The sequence below is a fragment of the Huijunlia imazamoxiresistens genome (assembly GCF_037132455.1).
Taxonomy (GTDB): Bacteria; Bacteroidota; Bacteroidia; order Chitinophagales; family Chitinophagaceae; genus Flavisolibacter; species Flavisolibacter imazamoxiresistens.
This window is the reverse complement of sequence record NZ_JBBBEI010000013.1, coordinates 142,999-158,115: the sequence shown is the minus strand read 5'-3', so window position 1 is coordinate 158,115 and position 15,117 is coordinate 142,999. Positions and strand designations below refer to the sequence as shown.

Here is a 15,117-nt window from a genome sequence, read left to right as displayed (position 1 = left end):
GTCTACTTTTCATTTCCGCCTTTTAAAGTGGGGCGCCCGATCCGTAAAAGCGGTAAAAATCAATCGGGAACCAATTAAAAAAGTATGAGGTACGAGGAACGAAGTACGAAGCGAGGAAGAAGGCCTGTTGCTCCTTTCTTCGAACTTCGTACTTCTAACCTCGTACCTGTTTTATTAAACTCTTCTCTTCTTGGGAGGACGGCAGCCGTTGTGGGGCAGCGGGGTAACGTCCTTGATCATGGCCACTTCGATGCCGCTGTTGGCCAGGGCGCGGATAGCGCTTTCACGGCCGGCACCGGGACCTTTCACGTATACGTCGCAGCGGCGCATGCCGGCGTCCAGGGCTACTTTCGCAGCGTCGGCGGAAGCCATCTGGGCGGCGTAGGGAGTGTTTTTCTTGGAACCTTTGAAGCCCATTTTACCGGCGGAGCTCCAGGAAATAACCTGGCCCTGCTTGTTGGTAAGGCTGATGATGATGTTGTTGAAGCTGGCAACGATGTGGGCATCGCCGTAGGCATCAACTTTCACGATTCTTTTCTTGGCAGCGGCTTTAGCGCTGGCTTGTTGTTTTGCCATTTTTACTCAGGTAATCTTTACAATTGGAAAATGATCCCGCCCCAGGTGGGACGAGACTGAATGAATCCTCCGCGTCGAAGCGCCGCATCCGGCATTCATTCGCTTTGCTTCGGGAGAAACAGCAATAAGCTATAAGCAGTAAGCTATGAACTCCGCAGGGTGTTGTATCCCTCCGCAGTTCATAGCTTCAGGCTCACAGCTATTCACTTATTTCTTGGGCGCCTTCTTCTTACCGGCAACGGTCTTACGTTTGCCTTTACGAGTGCGGCTGTTGGTCTTGGTGCGCTGACCGCGAACGGGCAGGCCTTTACGGTGACGCAGACCGCGGTAGCAAGCGATATCAAGCAGGCGCTTGATGTTCATTTGCACTTCGGAGCGCAGGGCACCTTCCACTTTCAGTTCATCGGTGATGGTACCGCGGATAGCGGCCAGTTCATCGTCATTCCACTCGTGTACCTTCTTGCTGCGATCAATGCTGTGCTTGTCAAGAATGTAACGGGCGGTAGCGGGTCCGATACCGAAAATGTAGGTCAGACCGATTTCGCCTCTTTTGTTTTTGGGTAAGTCAACGCCGGCAATACGAGCCATAGTTATTTTTAATTTTCAGTTTAAGTGAACAATACACCAGGAGCGATTAACTCTTAGCCTTGTCTTTGCTTGAAGCGGGGGTTCTTTTTGTTAATTACGTATAACCTTCCCTTGCGACGCACGATCTTGCAATCGGCGCTGCGCTTTTTTATGGATGCTCTAACTCTCATGTTAGTATAATTTCAGATTTGATTATTTATAGCGGAAAATAATTCTACCCCGGCTCAGATCATACGGACTCATCTCCACACCTACTTTATCACCCGGCAAAATTCGTATGTAGTGCATCCTCATTTTTCCAGAGATAGTCGCCAGTATTTCATGGCCATTTTCGAGCTTCACCCGGAACATGGCGTTCGACAAGGCTTCTAAGATGATTCCGTCCTGTTTGATTAGTGGCTGCTTTGACATACTTATTTTGGGAGCGCGAAGATATAAGATTCCGCTTGAAAAAAGAAATGAAGGCTGTTTTTTTTAACAGCTTTTTAAAAATTGCCGAATTTTAGGGGGAAATGGGGCGTCATATCAGTGCACTTCCGGCTTTTCAAGGTGTACTTTGGTCATCTGGAGGTAGTGATTCTGGAGTTCGTGCACGTAGAGCGGGTGGTGAAACTGCCGCAGGTCTTCGCGGTACCAGATCTCCAGGTTGGTATAGTTGCCGGGGTCATGGACCAGCACCCGGAAGGGTCCCCGCAGGTATTTGACGCTGCCGTTGCCGGTTTCCTGCCGCTCGAAACCAAGCAGGAACAGCTGCTTTTCGGTCAGCGGAATGGGTACGATCTCTTCCGGCGCATACCAGAATTCCTGCACCCCGTTGTTAATGCACGCCATATTCTCATCCCGGCTGATTTCCATCACTGTGCCTTCCCTTTCTACACCTTCGTCCAAAACATGTACAATATCTCCAGGTTTCAGGTCTGTAATCTTGATCATATGTGTGTAATTTTTCCGAATATAAAAAAAAACCGTGAAACCCTTCCGGAAGGGGATTTTTTCCAGAACCCCCGTTGTGCACTTTTTCTCCCCTACCGCCCTACTCGTTATCGGCTCGTTTTTTCGGGCGTTCCTTCCGGCGCTCTTCCCGCCGGGCGGCCTTCTGCTCTTTTTTCACCAGGTCTTTCTGCAGTCCGCCCACGCGGATGCCCACATGAAAATCGGCGGCCTTCGACTGGCCCAGCAGGGTGGTCAGTATGCTGCCCGAACCGATAAACAGGGGACCGGCCCGCAGGGAAATGCCGGCATTGACCTGGGTAAGGCTGTTGTAATTGAGGGGCAGGTAAAAGCCAAAGCCACGGCCCTCGTAGCGGGGTGTCAGGGTAAAGCTGGTGAGCGCGCGGCTGCCGGCCACCTTGTCCTTGCCGGTCAGCGGCAGCTGGCCCGCAAAGGAGGCATAAAATCCTTTGGACAGGTGGTAGTCGACCGCTGCCTGCAGGGTGGCGGGCAGGGCAGCATTATACGCACTTTCCCCGTTGGAGGCTGCCGGCGTAAAATACTGGGGCTTGGCGTCGAAGAAGGACTTGTAGCTGTCCACATCCACCGTATCGATTTCGCTCAGGTAAAAACGTTCGTTGCCCGTGATCTGGATGTCATAAGCGCCGCTGCGTTCCACATCCTTTTTGTAGCGGATGCGGCCGATGTCGAGCAGGGCGAAGGAAGCTTTCCATTTGTATTTGCTCCGGTCGTTCCGCCACTGGTCGGTTCCGGGCTTTTTATACTGCTCGTGATCGGGACGAAATTCATACACCAAACCAAGGTCCATGCCCAGGCCGCTGCCCTGGCGCTGAAAAAAGTCGCCGGCTTCCGGGTCCGACAGGTTGATGCCCCCGAATCCCGTGGCGATCCTTCCGGTGGTATTGGACAGGTAGACGTCATCTTTGGGTTGTTTTTCCCAAACGGCCGTTGCTTTAAAGCGGTCCAGCTGGACAAAGCCGTTGGCCACGCCGGCGAGGTACTTCAGGCTGAGGCCGCCTTTCAGGAAATGTTTGCCCTGATCCTGCAGCACCCGGGCATAGCTCAGGCCGGTTTCGCGCCAGGCATTTACCGTGATCCGCATGTTTTCATTGGAGGCGATAGTGTAGCGGTCCTCCAGCTCTTCCTGGTCGCGGTTCAGGCTGGCTACCAGCTTGCCATCCAGGTTCAACATATTGGCCGTCACCCGCAGCCGGGTGGTCAGCGCCATGGCCGACTTCCGGCCGGTGTTCAGCATCAGGGAAGGCCCGTGTAGGTCGAGGTTGACGAACCCGCTGGAGGGGCCGGCATTTTTCCCCAGCACCCTTTCTTCCAGGCTGTCGGAATTAAAGGCGCTGTTCCCCTTACGGAGGCCGAAGGAAGCTTTGTTGTTGCCGACAAATGTATGGAGGGAAACCAGGTTCAGGTCCCAGCGGTAGCGGCTGTCGGCGATGTTGGCGGGGTTAAAAAAGACGCTGTTGACACCGGTGTAGTTGCCGGTGCTGTAGCCGGAAAAATCCTGTGCCTGGCCGGACAGGGCCATAAGGGTGCACAAGGTGAGAAGCTTTCCTCTCATAAGCACATTAATTTTGGTTTTAATAAATAAATCGCCCTTCAAAAAGGCGTGCAAAGATAACCCATTATGGTTCAACTCCAAGCCCATCCCCAATCCCAATTCCCAATATCCTAATATTCTCATCTCCAGTTCCCTACTCCGCCCAGCTCATCACGTAGTCCTTGTTTTCGATTTCCAGGGCCTGGCGGGTGATCATCAGGGGATGGAAGGTATCCACCATCACGGCCAGCTCTTTGGTTTCCTTGGCGCCGATGCTTTTCTCCACCGCGCCGGGATGGGGGCCGTGGGGGATGCCGCCCGGGTGCAGGGTGATCATGCCCCGGGTGACATGCTTGCGGCTCATGAAGTCGCCGTCGACGTAGTACAACAGCTCGTCGCTGTCGATATTGCTGTGGTTATAGGGTGCCGGCACGGAAAGGGGGTGGTAGTCGAACAGCCGGGGCACAAAGCTGCACACCACGAAATTGTTGCCTTCGAAGGTCTGGTGTACCGGCGGCGGCTGGTGCACCCGGCCGGTGATGGGCTCGAAGTCGTGGATGGAAAAGGCAAAGGGATAACAGCAGCCGTCCCAGCCCACCACGTCGAAGGGATGGGCGCCATAATGGATGGGATACAGCATGCCCTTCTTTTTCACCTGCACCAGGAAGTCGCCGCGTTCGTCGTGGGCCCGCAGGTTCTGCGGCGGCCGGATGTCCCGTTCGCAATAAGGCGCATGCTCGAGCAGTTGGCCATTGCGGCTCAGGTATTTTTTCGGGAACCGGATGGGGCTGTACGACTCCACCAGGAAGAGGCGGTTGTGGGGCCCCTCGAACTGCACCTGGTAGATGGTGCCCCTGGGGATCACCAGGTAATCGCCATAGCCGAAGGAGAGCTCGCCGTACATGGTCGTCAGCACACCCCTGCCTTCGTGAACAAAGATCAGCTCGTCGGCATCGGCATTTTTATAGAAATAGTCCGTCAGGCTTTGCTGCGGCGCCGCCAGCACGATATGGACGTCGTTGTTCACCAGCACGGGTACCCGGCTTTCCAGGAAGCCCGGCGCCGGCGGGATCTTGAAACCCTCGAAGCTGCGGTGCTTCAGCATCTTTTCCTCGGCAACCTCGGGCACCCGGCTGACCGGCTCCCCGGTTTTGGTGATCAGGGTGGGCGGGTAAAGGTGGTACAGCAACGACGAATCGTTGGAAAAGCCCTCGGTGGAAAATAACTGCTCGGAATACAGTCCGCCGTCGGGCTTGCGGAACTGGGTATGGCGCTTGCGGGGAACCTCCCCTAATTGATGATAATAGGGCATAAGGCAGGCATTTAGGTGTTAGCGACTACCAACTTACACCAAAATAACGGACAACGGCCATTATTGTTTTCCGTGGTCCCGGCAGGCGGTTTGCTGTGCTACAAAACTATATTCCCTAACTTAGGTTTCCTTTTACCCCGTAACAGGAACCAACAACAACCTCGACGTTCTTTACTAAATCAGCGTGTTATGACGGAAAAAAAGTTAGCCAGATTCGTAGGCGGGCCTTTGGATGGTCAGACCCTGGAAGTGGACCATGGGCAGACCCAGTTTGTTTTTGAGGAACACCCGGATATTGAAGACATTACACAGGCGGAGCTTCCCCCCGGCTATTTCCCTTCCTCCTTCGAAGTGACCTACGAGGAAGCCCCCGCGGGCAGCGGCACGTTCGTACTGAAGGAATAACGCCCTGCTGCTGTATGGCCGGAAAAAACAGTGCCCCCTGAACCTCAGGGGGCAACTATCAGAACTAAGGCAGAAACCAATAAGGCCGTCGACGGCAAAGGCCTTCGCCAGGGTACTTCAGGTACGGACGAAACGGACAGGTACGGATGTGGAAACGGACGAGAATGGCTGGGCTTAAAAAGGGGGCCGGATTGCGGATAACTTGCAGCCGCCTGCCGGTTCGGAGGCAGGCGGACCGCAAAAAAGAAAACCAAGAAAACCTGTTTCAAATATACTGGAACCCACCCGGGAATAGAACTCAGGGAGGCTCCAACCTCATCAATTTAAGCTCTTTTTAAGCTGGCAGACAGGGCCTTGCGCCCCGCTTCTGCACTTCCTGCCCAAAACCAGCCCCCCCTCCTTACATTTGCCGCTTTCATCCATCAAACTCATTTTGGCCCTCATGACCCGGATCGGACTGATATCGGACACCCACGGCTTCCTGGACGAAGCCGTCTGGAAACATTTTGACACCTGCGACGAGATCTGGCATGCCGGCGATTTCGGCACGGCGGACATTGCCGCGCAACTGGCGGCCCGCAAGCCCCTGAAAGGCGTTTATGGCAACATCGACGGCCCCGACCTAAGGCGGCTCTATCCCGAAAAGCTGCGCTGGCAATGCGAAGAAGTTTCGGTCTTTATGACCCATATCGGGGGCTACCCCGGCAAGTACGCCCCCGGCGTGCGGGCGGAGCTGGCCGCCACGCCCACCCAGCTGTTCCTCTGCGGGCACTCCCATATTTTAAAAGTGATGTACGACGCCAAATACCACTGCCTGCACATGAACCCCGGCGCCGCCGGCCGCCAGGGGTGGCATACCGTACGCACCCTGCTGCGCTTTGTCATCGACGGGAAGGAAATCCGGGATTGTGAAGTGATCGAGCTGGGGGGAAGGAGTTCCTGAGTTGTTGAGTTCCTGAGTTGTTGAAGAGTCTGAAAGATTGATGTGTATATAAAAACAAAACGGGATGCTTTACGCATACCCGTTTTAAGAAACCCAGTCGCTTACCGGAGTTACGCCCAACTCAGGAACTCAGGAACTTAGAAACCCAGGAACTTCATTAGTACCAACCACTGGCTTCACCTGCCGGACGGAACGGCCAGGGGATCATCGCCAGGATAATCACCAGGGCTATCAGGTAAAAGATAACGGTACGGCGGTGTTTGGCCCGGTCGGAAATATGTTTTTTCGCCTGTGCCTTGCCGATATGCATCAGTACGATGGCCACCAGCATGCCCACCATGTGCTCCACGGCAAAGAACCGCAGGATCGCATCCTTCATCACCACGCCCATGCCGCTACCCTGGATCGCCTTAAGCCCCCGGGCTCCCATCACCCACAATGCCAGGCCAATTAAAAACATCAGGTCGGCAAAGATGGTCAGCAGCAGGCCGATCCGGTTGTCGGACTTGATAAAGGGCCGCGAGCCGGCCACCAGGCTGTTAAAGATGCCGAAAAGCAACAACAGCAGGACAATCCAACGGCCTACACTGTGCAGGTGCAATAAAACTTGATAAAGGTCACTATTCATAAACGGGAATTTAAAGGAGCCAAAACTACTCTGTAAGTTCCAGAGTTCCAAAGTTCCTGCGTGAAGTTCACGAGTTCACAAGTTCACGAGTTCACGAGTTCGTTTGTTCACTGGTTCTGCGTTCCCGTTCGAAAAATTACAGGTTTCCCGGTTTATCGTTTACCCTTTCGCCTCTTGCCTGTTGCTTATTGTCCATTATCTATTGCCCCCATTTCTCTACCTACTTCCTATTTTTGGGCAATGAGCAAGAGATGGTACGTTTCCTTTGCCCTGCCGGTGGCGGTGTTGCTGGCTGCGTGTAACGGGAATAATGAAGATAGGGAGGCCGTATTAAAAGCCCCTCCCTACAACAGTCTGACGGACAGCATCCGGCAGGAACCCCAAAACTCCGGGCTGTATTACCGGCGGGCGGCCCTGCTGCTGAAAAACGGGCAGGCGCCCCTGGCGGAGGCCGACCTGCGCAAGGCCTGGGCCCTGCAGCCGGAAGAACAATACGGCCTCGGACTGAGCGGGCTGCTGGCCGCTAAAAATCCCGACTCGGCCCTGCTGTTCCTGCAGCAGGCCACCAAAACACTGCCGCAAAGCATTGCCCTGCGCATCAGCCAGGCAAAGCTGCTGCAGGAAAAAAACCAGCCGCAACAGGCACTGGCGGTCTGCAACGCTATCCTGGCCCAATACGGGGCCCAACTGGATGCCCTGGAACTGAAGGCAGCGCTTTTGCAGGAACTGAAACAGCCGGCAGAAGCCCTGGCCGTACTGGAAAAAGCCTACAGCTTCGCCCCCTCCGATGCGGAACTGGCCTTCAACCTGGCCTTCCAGTACGCACAGGCAAAAAATGAAAAGGTGCTCGCCCTGTCCGACTCCCTCATTCAAAAGGATGCCACCGGCCGCCATGCGGAACCTTATTACTTTAAAGGCGTGTATTTCGCCAACACCGGCAATGACCGCCGGGCACTTGAATTCTTTGACGAGGCCATCCGGCACGACTACTACTTTATCGACGCCTACATGGAAAAAGGCCGCCTGCAATACCAGCATCAACAATACCCCCAGGCCCTGCAAACCTTCCAGCTGGCCGCCACCGTCTCCCCCACCTTCGCCGACGCCTATCTCTGGATGGGCAAGGTGCAGCAGGCCACCGGCAACAAGGAAGAAGCCAAACTGAACTACCAGCGGGCGTATGGCCTCGATAAGACGCTGTCCGAAGCGAAGGAAGCGGCGGATAAGTTGTAAGTTCCTGGGTTCCTGAGTTGGCTGACGCCCGCTTCCGATAGGTTAAAAGTTGAGCGTTCGGCTTTTCCGGGTTACGCTGATCTTGTGAACAGGCGGACCTGTTGCCGGCGTCAGCCAACTCAGGCACTTTGGAACCCAGGAACTCAGGAACTTCTCTTATCTTGCGCCCCAAAATTCAACAAAATGGCCCTGGTTGCTCCTTCCCTGCTGGCGTCCAATTTTTTACGGCTTGAAGCCGAATGCACCATGCTGAACGAAAGTGAAGCCGACTGGCTGCACCTCGATGTAATGGACGGTCGCTTTGTCCCCAATATCAGCTTTGGCTTGCCCGTGATCGAACACATCCGCAAAGCCACCAACAAGGTCTGCGACGTGCACCTGATGATCGAAGAGCCGGGCAATTTTGCCGAGGCCTTTAAAAAGGCCGGCGCCGACATCCTGACCGTTCACCTGGAAGCCTGCCCCCACCTGCACCGCAACATCCAGCAGATCAAGGCGCTGGGCATGAAGGCCGGCGTGGCCCTCAACCCCCATACCCCCGTAGGCCTGCTGAAGGACATCCTGCACGACCTGGACATGGTGCTGATCATGAGTGTGAACCCGGGTTTTGGCGGACAGAAATTCATTCCCCGCTCCTACGACAAGATCCGCGAGCTGCGCCGCATGATCGACGACCAGAAGCTCAATGTGCTCATTGAAGTGGATGGCGGCGTCACCGTGGACAACGCTCCCCTGCTGGTAGAAGCCGGCGTGGACGTGCTGGTAGCCGGCAACACCGTCTTCGCCTCCGCCGACCCGAAACAAACCATCCGACAGTTGAAGGGACTTTAGAAAATTTACGCGTTTACAAGTTTACGGGTTTACGAGTTAGTTCCTGAGTGCCTATGTTCCTGAGTTCCTGAGTCAGAGGTTCTTCTGTTTCGCTGTTCACCGGGTTTACCAATCAAGGAAATTGAACATAATTTTTTAAGGGAGTACAATGTGCTCCCTTTTCTTTTTGTTTTATAGTTTAACATCTCCATTTTACACATTACATTTCCGGCTTTACGACAACTTAGGAACTCAGGAACATAGAAACTCAGGAACTAACTCGTAAACTCGTAAACTTGTAAACTCGTAAACTCCGTTATGCAGCAACTTTTCCGGCTCGTACTCCTCCCCCTGCTGACTCTTGTATTTTGCGCCGCTTCGGCCCAGAAAAAACCGGCCTTCGTGGGCGGCAGGGTGCTGAACGAAAGCGAAGAACCCCTGCCCGGCGTATCGGTGACGGTGCTGGGGCAGCAAAGGGTATTGCTCACCAACGACTCGGGCTACTTCCAACTGAAGGTGCCGGCCGACAGGGCCTTTGCCCTGGTGTTTTCCTATACCGGATTTAAAACGGTGCAGCAGAACTTCCTGCTGAACGAAGGCGAGCGGGAGGAAGTGACCATCCTGCTCGAACGGGTGGCTACCACCCTGCAGGGCGTGCAGGTGACCGACCAGCGCGACCGCACCGAGGCGGGCCTGATCCGCCTCAACCCCAAATCCGTCATCAACCTCCCCTCGCCGGTGATGGGCGTGGAAGGCCTGATCAAAGTGTTTGTGGGCTCCAACAACGAGCTGACCTCGCAGTACAATGTCCGCGGCGGCAGTTACGACGAAAACCTGATTTATGTAAATGACTTCGAGATCTTTCGTCCCTACCTGGTACGGAGCGGCCAGCAGGAAGGCCTGAGCTTCATCAACCCCGAGATGGTGCAGAACATCAGCTTTTACAACGGCGGCTTCCAGGCCCGCTACGGCGATAAAATGAGCAGCGTGCTGGACATCCAGTACAAAAAGCCGAAGCAATTTGGCGGCTCGGCCTATGTAAGCCTGCTGGAGCAAGGGGTTCACTTCGAGGGCACGGCTGCGGGCAACCGCCTGTCGTACCTGGTCGGCGCCCGCAACCGCAGCAACCGCAACCTGCTCAGCAGCCAGGAAACCCAGGGCAACTACGTGCCTTCCTCCTCCGACCTGCAGGCCCTGGTCAACTACCAGCTGTCCCCGAAATGGCAGGCCGAGCTGCTGGCCAACGTGTCCGCCACCCGCTTTACCCTGCAGCCGCAGTTCAGCCAGCTGACCTCGTCGGTCATTACCTATAATTCAATCCGCAACCTGGCGGCGGACATTTATTTTGCCGGCCAGGAAAAAGACCGCTATGCCACGGCTATGCTGGGGGTGGCCGCCACCTTCCAGCCCCGCAAAAACCTGCGCCTCAAGTGGCTGGCGTCGCGCTTTGAAAACGACGAACAGGAAAACCGCGACATCTCCGGGGCCTACCTGTTCGGCGACCGCGAATTCGACCGGGCCAAGGCGTCCTACGGCACCATCGTCAATCCCCTGGGCGCCGGCGTGTACCAGGATTATGCCCGCAACAACCTGAACATTACCGACCTCAGCCTGGCGCACAAGGGCAGCCTCGAAAAAGGACGGCACCTGCTGCAGTGGGGCGCCGGCTACAACCGCACCCGCATCAGCGACCGGCTGGACGAATGGCAGCTCCAGGACTCCGCCGGCTACTCCCTCCCTTATAATCCCGACCTGCTGGCCCTGTTCAGCGTACTGAAGTCCGGCGCCGAGCTGAGCGTTAATAAGTTCAACGGCTACCTGCAGGACAATATCGCCTTCCGCGACTCGGCCCGGGCCATTACCCTGCAGGGCGGCCTGCGCTTCAACTACAACGATCTGAACGGTGAATGGCTGCTGTCGCCCCGCCTCGGCGCCTCCTGGAAGCCCCACTGGCAGCGCAACCTCGTGTTCCGGGCGGCGGCCGGCGCCTACCACCAGCCGCCTTTTTACCGCGAGCTGCGGCGCTACGACGGCTCGGTGAACACCCAGCTGAAGGCCCAGCGCAGCTGGCAGGCCGTGTGGGGCTTCGACTACAACTTCACCGGCGGAGGCCGCCCCATGCGCTGGACCACCGAGGCTTACTACAAGCACATGACCAACGTAGTGCCCTACGACCTGGACAACGTGCGGGTTCGGTACTTTGGCGAAAACCGGGCAAAGGCCTATGCCGCCGGCCTGGAAATGCGCCTGTTCGGCGAGCTGGTGAAGGACGCCGAAAGCTGGATCAGCCTGGGCCTCCTGCGGACCCGCGAAGACCTGGAGAACGATATTTATAAAGTATACACACTGGATTCGCTGAACGTGCCGGTGGACAGCACTACAACGGAGGGCGGCTGGCTGCGGCGCCCCACCGACCGGCTGATCACCTTCGGCATGTTCTTCCAGGACTACCTGTCCACGAACAAGAACTTCAAGGTGTACCTGAGCACGATCTACGGAACAAACCTGCCGTACAACATCCCGGGAAGCGTGCGCTTCCGCAATGCCCTGACCATCGACCCCTACATCCGGGTCGACCTCGGCTTCAGCGCCCTGCTGCTGTCGGGCGAAAAGGCGGAGCGCCGCAGCCACAGCCCCTTCCGCAGTTTTGAAAATATTTGGGCCAGCCTCGAGGTCTTCAACCTCATCGACCGGCCCAATACCATCTCGTATTTATTGATCAAGGATTTTGCGAACAACACCTTCGCCATGCCCAACCGCCTTACGCCCCGGCTGATCAACCTGAAGCTGGTGGCGCGGTGGTAACGTTTCCGAGTTTACGGGTTTACAAGTTTACGAGTTGCTTGCGCCCGTCAGGAACTCGTAAACTTGTAAACCCGTAAACTCGGAAACTCAATATGTCAGGCCTGTCCTATTACGCGGAACAGGTAGTCCTCTTCAAACTGCGCATGGCATTCCACCACGCGGGCCAGCCGCAGCAGGGAGGCGGTGGCCGGACGCTGGGACAGGGAGAGGACCAGGTCGGCAATGGCTTCGTGGTCTTCGTGCAGCTTTTCCACCAGGGAATGCCCTGCCGGCAGAACGGTGCTGATCTCGTGTTCTTCGGAAAGAAAATGCGGTTGCAACCGGACATTCCAGAACCAGTTGACATAAGCGGCGATGCGGAAAGGAGGCGTCCCGTTTTTCACTTCCTGCCGGATCGTCCCGGCAAATAAAATATCCTCGGACTGCTCCCGGCAAAGAAGAGCCAGGCGCTGGCTGCGTGTAGTGGTAGGGTTTGTTGTTTCCATAGACTAAAACTACCAACCGCAGCCGGCGGAATTTATGACCTGGAGGGCCTTAAAAGACGAGAAAAGTCAGGCGTCCGCGTCTTTTGGATAGGGACGCTCCTCGCTGCTCCCCGTGCTACGTATCTTTGTGGTGGAAATTCAGTTCGTCCCAACATCAATGAAAAAACAATGAAACTGTTCACAGAGGGATTGTTCCCGCAGGGCAGCGAACCGGCGGCGGCGCTCCGCCATATCCTGAACCGGATCTCTGACGGTTTCGTGGCCCTGGATAAAGACTGGTGTTTTACTTACCTGAACCAGAAGGGAACGGAGGTTTTTGACCGCCCCGAACCCGGCCAGCTGGTGGAAAAAAACATCTGGAAGGAATACCCGCACCTGGTGGGCGGAGAATTCTACAATAGCCTGCAGCGCTCCCTGCAAACGCAGCAATACATCTGCCTGGAGATCTTCTCCCCCTTTCACCAAAAATGGTTCGAGGACCATATTTACCCTTCGGAAGAGGGGCTGACCATTTATTTCCGCGACATTACGGGGCAAAAGCAGGCGTTGCTGGACCTGCACGCCAGCGAGACGAAGTACCGCCGCATCGTGGAAGCCGCCCAGGAGGGCATCTGGATGGTGAACGAGGAGGATATGACCACGTTTGTGAACTCAAAAATGGCCGCCATGCTGGGGTATAGGCCGGAGGAGATGATCGGCAGACCCGTGTACGATTTTGTACAGCCGGAGGAACGGCTGCAGGCGAAGGAAGCCCTGGACCGCCGCCGCCGCGGCTTATCGGAGCACCACGAGTTTACCCTGCGCAGCAAGCAGGGCGGCCCGGTCTGGACGCTGATCAGCACCAACCCCATGATCGAGAACTACCAGTACAAGGGAGCGCTGGCGATGGTCACCGATATCGGCGAGCGCAAAAGGACCGAACAGGCCCTGCGGGAGCGGGAAGAGCAATACCGCCAGCTGTTCCATTCCCTGCCCCTGCCGGCCTGGGTGGTGGACCAGGAATCCCACCAGTTCCTGGCCGTGAACGAAGCGGCCATCCGGCATTACGGCTATACCCGCCAGGAGTTCCTGGCCATGAAGGCCGAGCGCCTGCTGCCCGCAACCGGCTCCGGCAATGCGGCCGGCAGCTTGCTGGTGGCTACGGGCCGGCTGCTGGACCACCGGGGCATCGAGCAGCACCGCAGGAAAAACGGCAGCACCCTGGAGGTGGAAATGGTCGGGCACGACACCTTTTATGAAAAGAGGCCCGCCCGCCTGGCGCTGGCCAACGACATTACCGAAAAGCGGGGACTGGAGCGCGACATGCAGCAGATCAACGAAGAGCTGCATACCCTTTCCAACCACCTTCAGAATATCCGCGAAGAAGAGCGCATCAACATCGCCCGCGAGATCCACGACGAGCTGGGACAGCAGCTTACCGGCCTGAAGATGGAAGTGCACTGGCTGAACAAACGGTTGCCCCCCGGCGACTTTACCGCCCGCAACCGCATCACCGATATCCTGTCGCTGATCGACGATACCATTAAGTCCGTGCGGCGCATCGCTTCCGAATTGCGGCCGAGCATCCTGGACGACCTGGGGCTGGTGGCCGCCCTGGAATGGCTCAGCCAGGAAGTGGCCAGGCGCTCCGAGATCATCGTGAATTTCTGCTGCGACATGCCGGAACCCGAGCTGGCCGCCTCCGTCAAAACCGGCCTGTTCCGCATTTACCAGGAAGCCCTGACCAATGCCCTGCGTCACTCCCGGGCCCGCACCGTCAGCAGCACGCTCCAGTTGGTGGGGAATCGCCTGGAACTGGAGGTCAGCGACGACGGCATCGGCCTGGATCCCGGCGCCCGGGAGAAAAAAACCTTCGGCCTACTGGGCATCCAGGAGCGCACTTATGCCCTGGGCGGCGCCCTGGAAATAAATAGCGAACCCGGCAAAGGCACCACCTTATTAATTTCCGTTCCTTTGCACTCATAGTTTATGTTAAGGATATTAATCGCTGATGACCATGCCATTATTCGCCGGGGCCTGAAACAGATCCTGTCGGAAGAATACCCCTCGGCGGAGTTTGCCGAGGCTACCGATGCGGAAGCCGCTCTCAAAAAGATCATCCAGCAGGAGTTCGACGTGCTGATCTGCGACCTTTCCATGCCGGGCCGCAACGGCCTGGAGGTGGTGAAGCAGGTAAAGCAGCACCGTCCCCGGCTGCCGGTACTGATCCTGAGCATCCACCCCGAAGAGCAGTATGCCGTCCGGTCGTTGCGGGCGGGGGCGGCCGGTTACCTCAACAAGGATGTCGCCACCGAAGAACTGGTAAAGGCCGTGCAGCGGGTGCTGCAGGGCCGCAAATACATTTCCTCCTCCATGGCCGAAAAGCTGGCGGAAGAGCTGGACCGCGAAAACCAGAAACCGCCGCACGAACAGCTGTCCGACCGCGAGCTGTCGGTGTTCAAGCTGCTGGCCGAAGGCAAGGCCGTGTCGGAGATCGCTGAACTGCTGGCCCTGAGCGCCACCACCATCAGCACCTACCGGGCACGGGTACTGACCAAAATGAACATGAAGGCCAATGCCGAACTGACCCGGTACGCCCTGGAAAACCATCTGATCTGAGGAGATTTCGGATGTCGGGACCCTTGATAGTTGAATGGGTGTTTCACTTAAGACCGCCGCTAAATGCTGCAATAAACGCAACAATCGCCCCCGAATTTCGGGGGCTTTCTCCTACATAAACCCTATCTCCTTTCAATCTCGCCCAAGGCAAGATGACATCCGAAATCCGAAATCTCTGCCCTTCCCTGGAGCCAGAGATACCCCTGCATTTTCCCCTAGTTATTGTAGAGT

General features: G+C 56.4%; 16 protein-coding genes. 7 read left to right on the top strand and 9 right to left on the bottom strand.

Going from position 1 to position 15,117, the window contains the following annotated elements; all coding sequences use genetic code 11:
* Positions 1-174 precede the first annotated feature (174 nt).
* The 7 genes from rpsK to V9K67_RS16575 form a co-directional block, all read right to left on the bottom strand.
* Entirely contained in the window at positions 175-576 is a 402-nt protein-coding gene (gene rpsK / locus V9K67_RS16605; protein WP_336724272.1) for a 30S ribosomal protein S11, read from the bottom strand.
* A gap of 207 nt (positions 577-783) precedes the next feature.
* The gene (rpsM, locus tag V9K67_RS16600; RefSeq protein WP_182861072.1) at positions 784-1,164 is read right to left on the bottom strand and encodes a 30S ribosomal protein S13; all 381 of its coding nucleotides are present in this window, start codon (positions 1,162-1,164) and stop codon (positions 784-786) included.
* Between the two features lie 53 nt (positions 1,165-1,217).
* Positions 1,218-1,334: a type B 50S ribosomal protein L36 gene (gene ykgO / locus V9K67_RS16595; RefSeq protein WP_072833860.1), complete on the bottom strand. Its 117-nt coding sequence runs from the start codon at positions 1,332-1,334 to the stop codon at positions 1,218-1,220.
* A 22-nt stretch (positions 1,335-1,356) separates the two neighbouring features.
* Entirely contained in the window at positions 1,357-1,575 is a 219-nt protein-coding gene (gene infA, locus V9K67_RS16590) for a translation initiation factor IF-1 (RefSeq protein ID WP_116847803.1), read from the bottom strand.
* A 114-nt stretch (positions 1,576-1,689) separates the two neighbouring features.
* Positions 1,690-2,097: a hypothetical protein gene (locus V9K67_RS16585; RefSeq protein ID WP_336724264.1), complete on the bottom strand. Its 408-nt coding sequence runs from the start codon at positions 2,095-2,097 to the stop codon at positions 1,690-1,692.
* Between the two features lie 100 nt (positions 2,098-2,197).
* Positions 2,198-3,688: a DUF5723 family protein gene (locus tag V9K67_RS16580; protein ID WP_336724263.1), complete on the bottom strand. Its 1,491-nt coding sequence runs from the start codon at positions 3,686-3,688 to the stop codon at positions 2,198-2,200.
* Positions 3,689-3,821: 133 nt separating this feature from the next.
* Positions 3,822-4,979 carry a homogentisate 1,2-dioxygenase gene (locus tag V9K67_RS16575; RefSeq protein ID WP_336724262.1) on the bottom strand — a complete coding sequence of 386 codons (1,158 nt, stop codon included), beginning with the start codon at positions 4,977-4,979 and terminating at the stop codon, positions 3,822-3,824.
* 189 nt (positions 4,980-5,168) lie between these two features.
* On the opposite strand from V9K67_RS16575, the gene V9K67_RS16570 reads away from it, so the two are divergent.
* Both V9K67_RS16570 and V9K67_RS16565 read left to right on the top strand, forming a co-directional pair.
* Positions 5,169-5,384, top strand: a complete 216-nt coding sequence (locus V9K67_RS16570) for a hypothetical protein (protein ID WP_336724260.1) — start codon at positions 5,169-5,171, stop codon at positions 5,382-5,384.
* Between the two features lie 442 nt (positions 5,385-5,826).
* On the top strand, positions 5,827-6,327 hold the full coding sequence (locus V9K67_RS16565; protein WP_336724258.1) for a metallophosphoesterase family protein: 501 nt from the start codon (positions 5,827-5,829) through the stop codon (positions 6,325-6,327).
* A 157-nt stretch (positions 6,328-6,484) separates the two neighbouring features.
* Here V9K67_RS16565 and V9K67_RS16560 read toward each other — a convergent pair whose 3' ends face one another.
* A complete protein-coding gene (locus V9K67_RS16560) occupies positions 6,485-6,955 on the bottom strand; it encodes a hypothetical protein (RefSeq protein ID WP_336724257.1) in 471 nt (156 codons plus the stop codon).
* Between the two features lie 240 nt (positions 6,956-7,195).
* Here V9K67_RS16560 and V9K67_RS16555 point away from each other — a divergent pair, with 240 nt between their 5' ends.
* The 3 genes from V9K67_RS16555 to V9K67_RS16545 all read left to right on the top strand — a co-directional run bounded on the left by V9K67_RS16555 (position 7,196) and on the right by V9K67_RS16545 (position 11,803).
* Positions 7,196-8,188 carry a tetratricopeptide repeat protein gene (locus tag V9K67_RS16555; protein WP_336724256.1) on the top strand — a complete coding sequence of 331 codons (993 nt, stop codon included), beginning with the start codon at positions 7,196-7,198 and terminating at the stop codon, positions 8,186-8,188.
* Between the two features lie 183 nt (positions 8,189-8,371).
* On the top strand, positions 8,372-9,019 hold the full coding sequence (gene rpe, locus V9K67_RS16550; RefSeq protein WP_336724255.1) for a ribulose-phosphate 3-epimerase: 648 nt from the start codon (positions 8,372-8,374) through the stop codon (positions 9,017-9,019).
* A 297-nt stretch (positions 9,020-9,316) separates the two neighbouring features.
* On the top strand, positions 9,317-11,803 hold the full coding sequence (locus V9K67_RS16545) for a TonB-dependent receptor (protein WP_336724253.1): 2,487 nt from the start codon (positions 9,317-9,319) through the stop codon (positions 11,801-11,803).
* A 95-nt stretch (positions 11,804-11,898) separates the two neighbouring features.
* Here V9K67_RS16545 and V9K67_RS16540 read toward each other — a convergent pair whose 3' ends face one another.
* Positions 11,899-12,288, bottom strand: coding sequence for a hypothetical protein (locus V9K67_RS16540; RefSeq protein WP_336724251.1), 390 nt, complete (start codon positions 12,286-12,288; stop codon positions 11,899-11,901).
* A 168-nt stretch (positions 12,289-12,456) separates the two neighbouring features.
* Between V9K67_RS16540 and V9K67_RS16535 the strand changes: the two genes are divergently transcribed.
* Both V9K67_RS16535 and V9K67_RS16530 read left to right on the top strand, forming a co-directional pair.
* Complete coding sequence (locus tag V9K67_RS16535; RefSeq protein WP_336724248.1) at positions 12,457-14,253, top strand: PAS domain-containing sensor histidine kinase; 1,797 nt, start codon at positions 12,457-12,459, stop codon at positions 14,251-14,253.
* Positions 14,254-14,256: 3 nt separating this feature from the next.
* Positions 14,257-14,886 carry a response regulator gene (locus V9K67_RS16530; RefSeq protein WP_336724246.1) on the top strand — a complete coding sequence of 210 codons (630 nt, stop codon included), beginning with the start codon at positions 14,257-14,259 and terminating at the stop codon, positions 14,884-14,886.
* The last annotated feature ends 231 nt before the right edge of the window (positions 14,887-15,117 follow it).

Bases quoted from the DNA above. Each gene is read 5' to 3' on its own strand.
- infA (WP_116847803.1), bottom strand. From the start codon at position 1,575: ATGTCAAAGCAGCCACTAATCAAACAGGACGGAATCATCTTAGAAGCC.
- V9K67_RS16540 (WP_336724251.1), bottom strand. From the start codon at position 12,288: ATGGAAACAACAAACCCTACCACTACACGCAGCCAGCGCCTGGCTCTT.
- rpe (WP_336724255.1), top strand. From the start codon at position 8,372: ATGGCCCTGGTTGCTCCTTCCCTGCTGGCGTCCAATTTTTTACGGCTT.
- rpsM (WP_182861072.1), bottom strand. From the start codon at position 1,164: ATGGCTCGTATTGCCGGCGTTGACTTACCCAAAAACAAAAGAGGCGAA.
- V9K67_RS16585 (WP_336724264.1), bottom strand. From the start codon at position 2,097: ATGATCAAGATTACAGACCTGAAACCTGGAGATATTGTACATGTTTTG.
- V9K67_RS16575 (WP_336724262.1), bottom strand. From the start codon at position 4,979: ATGCCCTATTATCATCAATTAGGGGAGGTTCCCCGCAAGCGCCATACC.
- rpsK (WP_336724272.1), bottom strand. From the start codon at position 576: ATGGCAAAACAACAAGCCAGCGCTAAAGCCGCTGCCAAGAAAAGAATC.
- ykgO (WP_072833860.1), bottom strand. From the start codon at position 1,334: ATGAGAGTTAGAGCATCCATAAAAAAGCGCAGCGCCGATTGCAAGATC.
- V9K67_RS16570 (WP_336724260.1), top strand. From the start codon at position 5,169: ATGACGGAAAAAAAGTTAGCCAGATTCGTAGGCGGGCCTTTGGATGGT.
- V9K67_RS16535 (WP_336724248.1), top strand. From the start codon at position 12,457: ATGAAACTGTTCACAGAGGGATTGTTCCCGCAGGGCAGCGAACCGGCG.
- V9K67_RS16560 (WP_336724257.1), bottom strand. From the start codon at position 6,955: ATGAATAGTGACCTTTATCAAGTTTTATTGCACCTGCACAGTGTAGGC.
- V9K67_RS16580 (WP_336724263.1), bottom strand. From the start codon at position 3,688: ATGAGAGGAAAGCTTCTCACCTTGTGCACCCTTATGGCCCTGTCCGGC.
- V9K67_RS16555 (WP_336724256.1), top strand. From the start codon at position 7,196: ATGAGCAAGAGATGGTACGTTTCCTTTGCCCTGCCGGTGGCGGTGTTG.
- V9K67_RS16565 (WP_336724258.1), top strand. From the start codon at position 5,827: ATGACCCGGATCGGACTGATATCGGACACCCACGGCTTCCTGGACGAA.
- V9K67_RS16545 (WP_336724253.1), top strand. From the start codon at position 9,317: ATGCAGCAACTTTTCCGGCTCGTACTCCTCCCCCTGCTGACTCTTGTA.
- V9K67_RS16530 (WP_336724246.1), top strand. From the start codon at position 14,257: ATGTTAAGGATATTAATCGCTGATGACCATGCCATTATTCGCCGGGGC.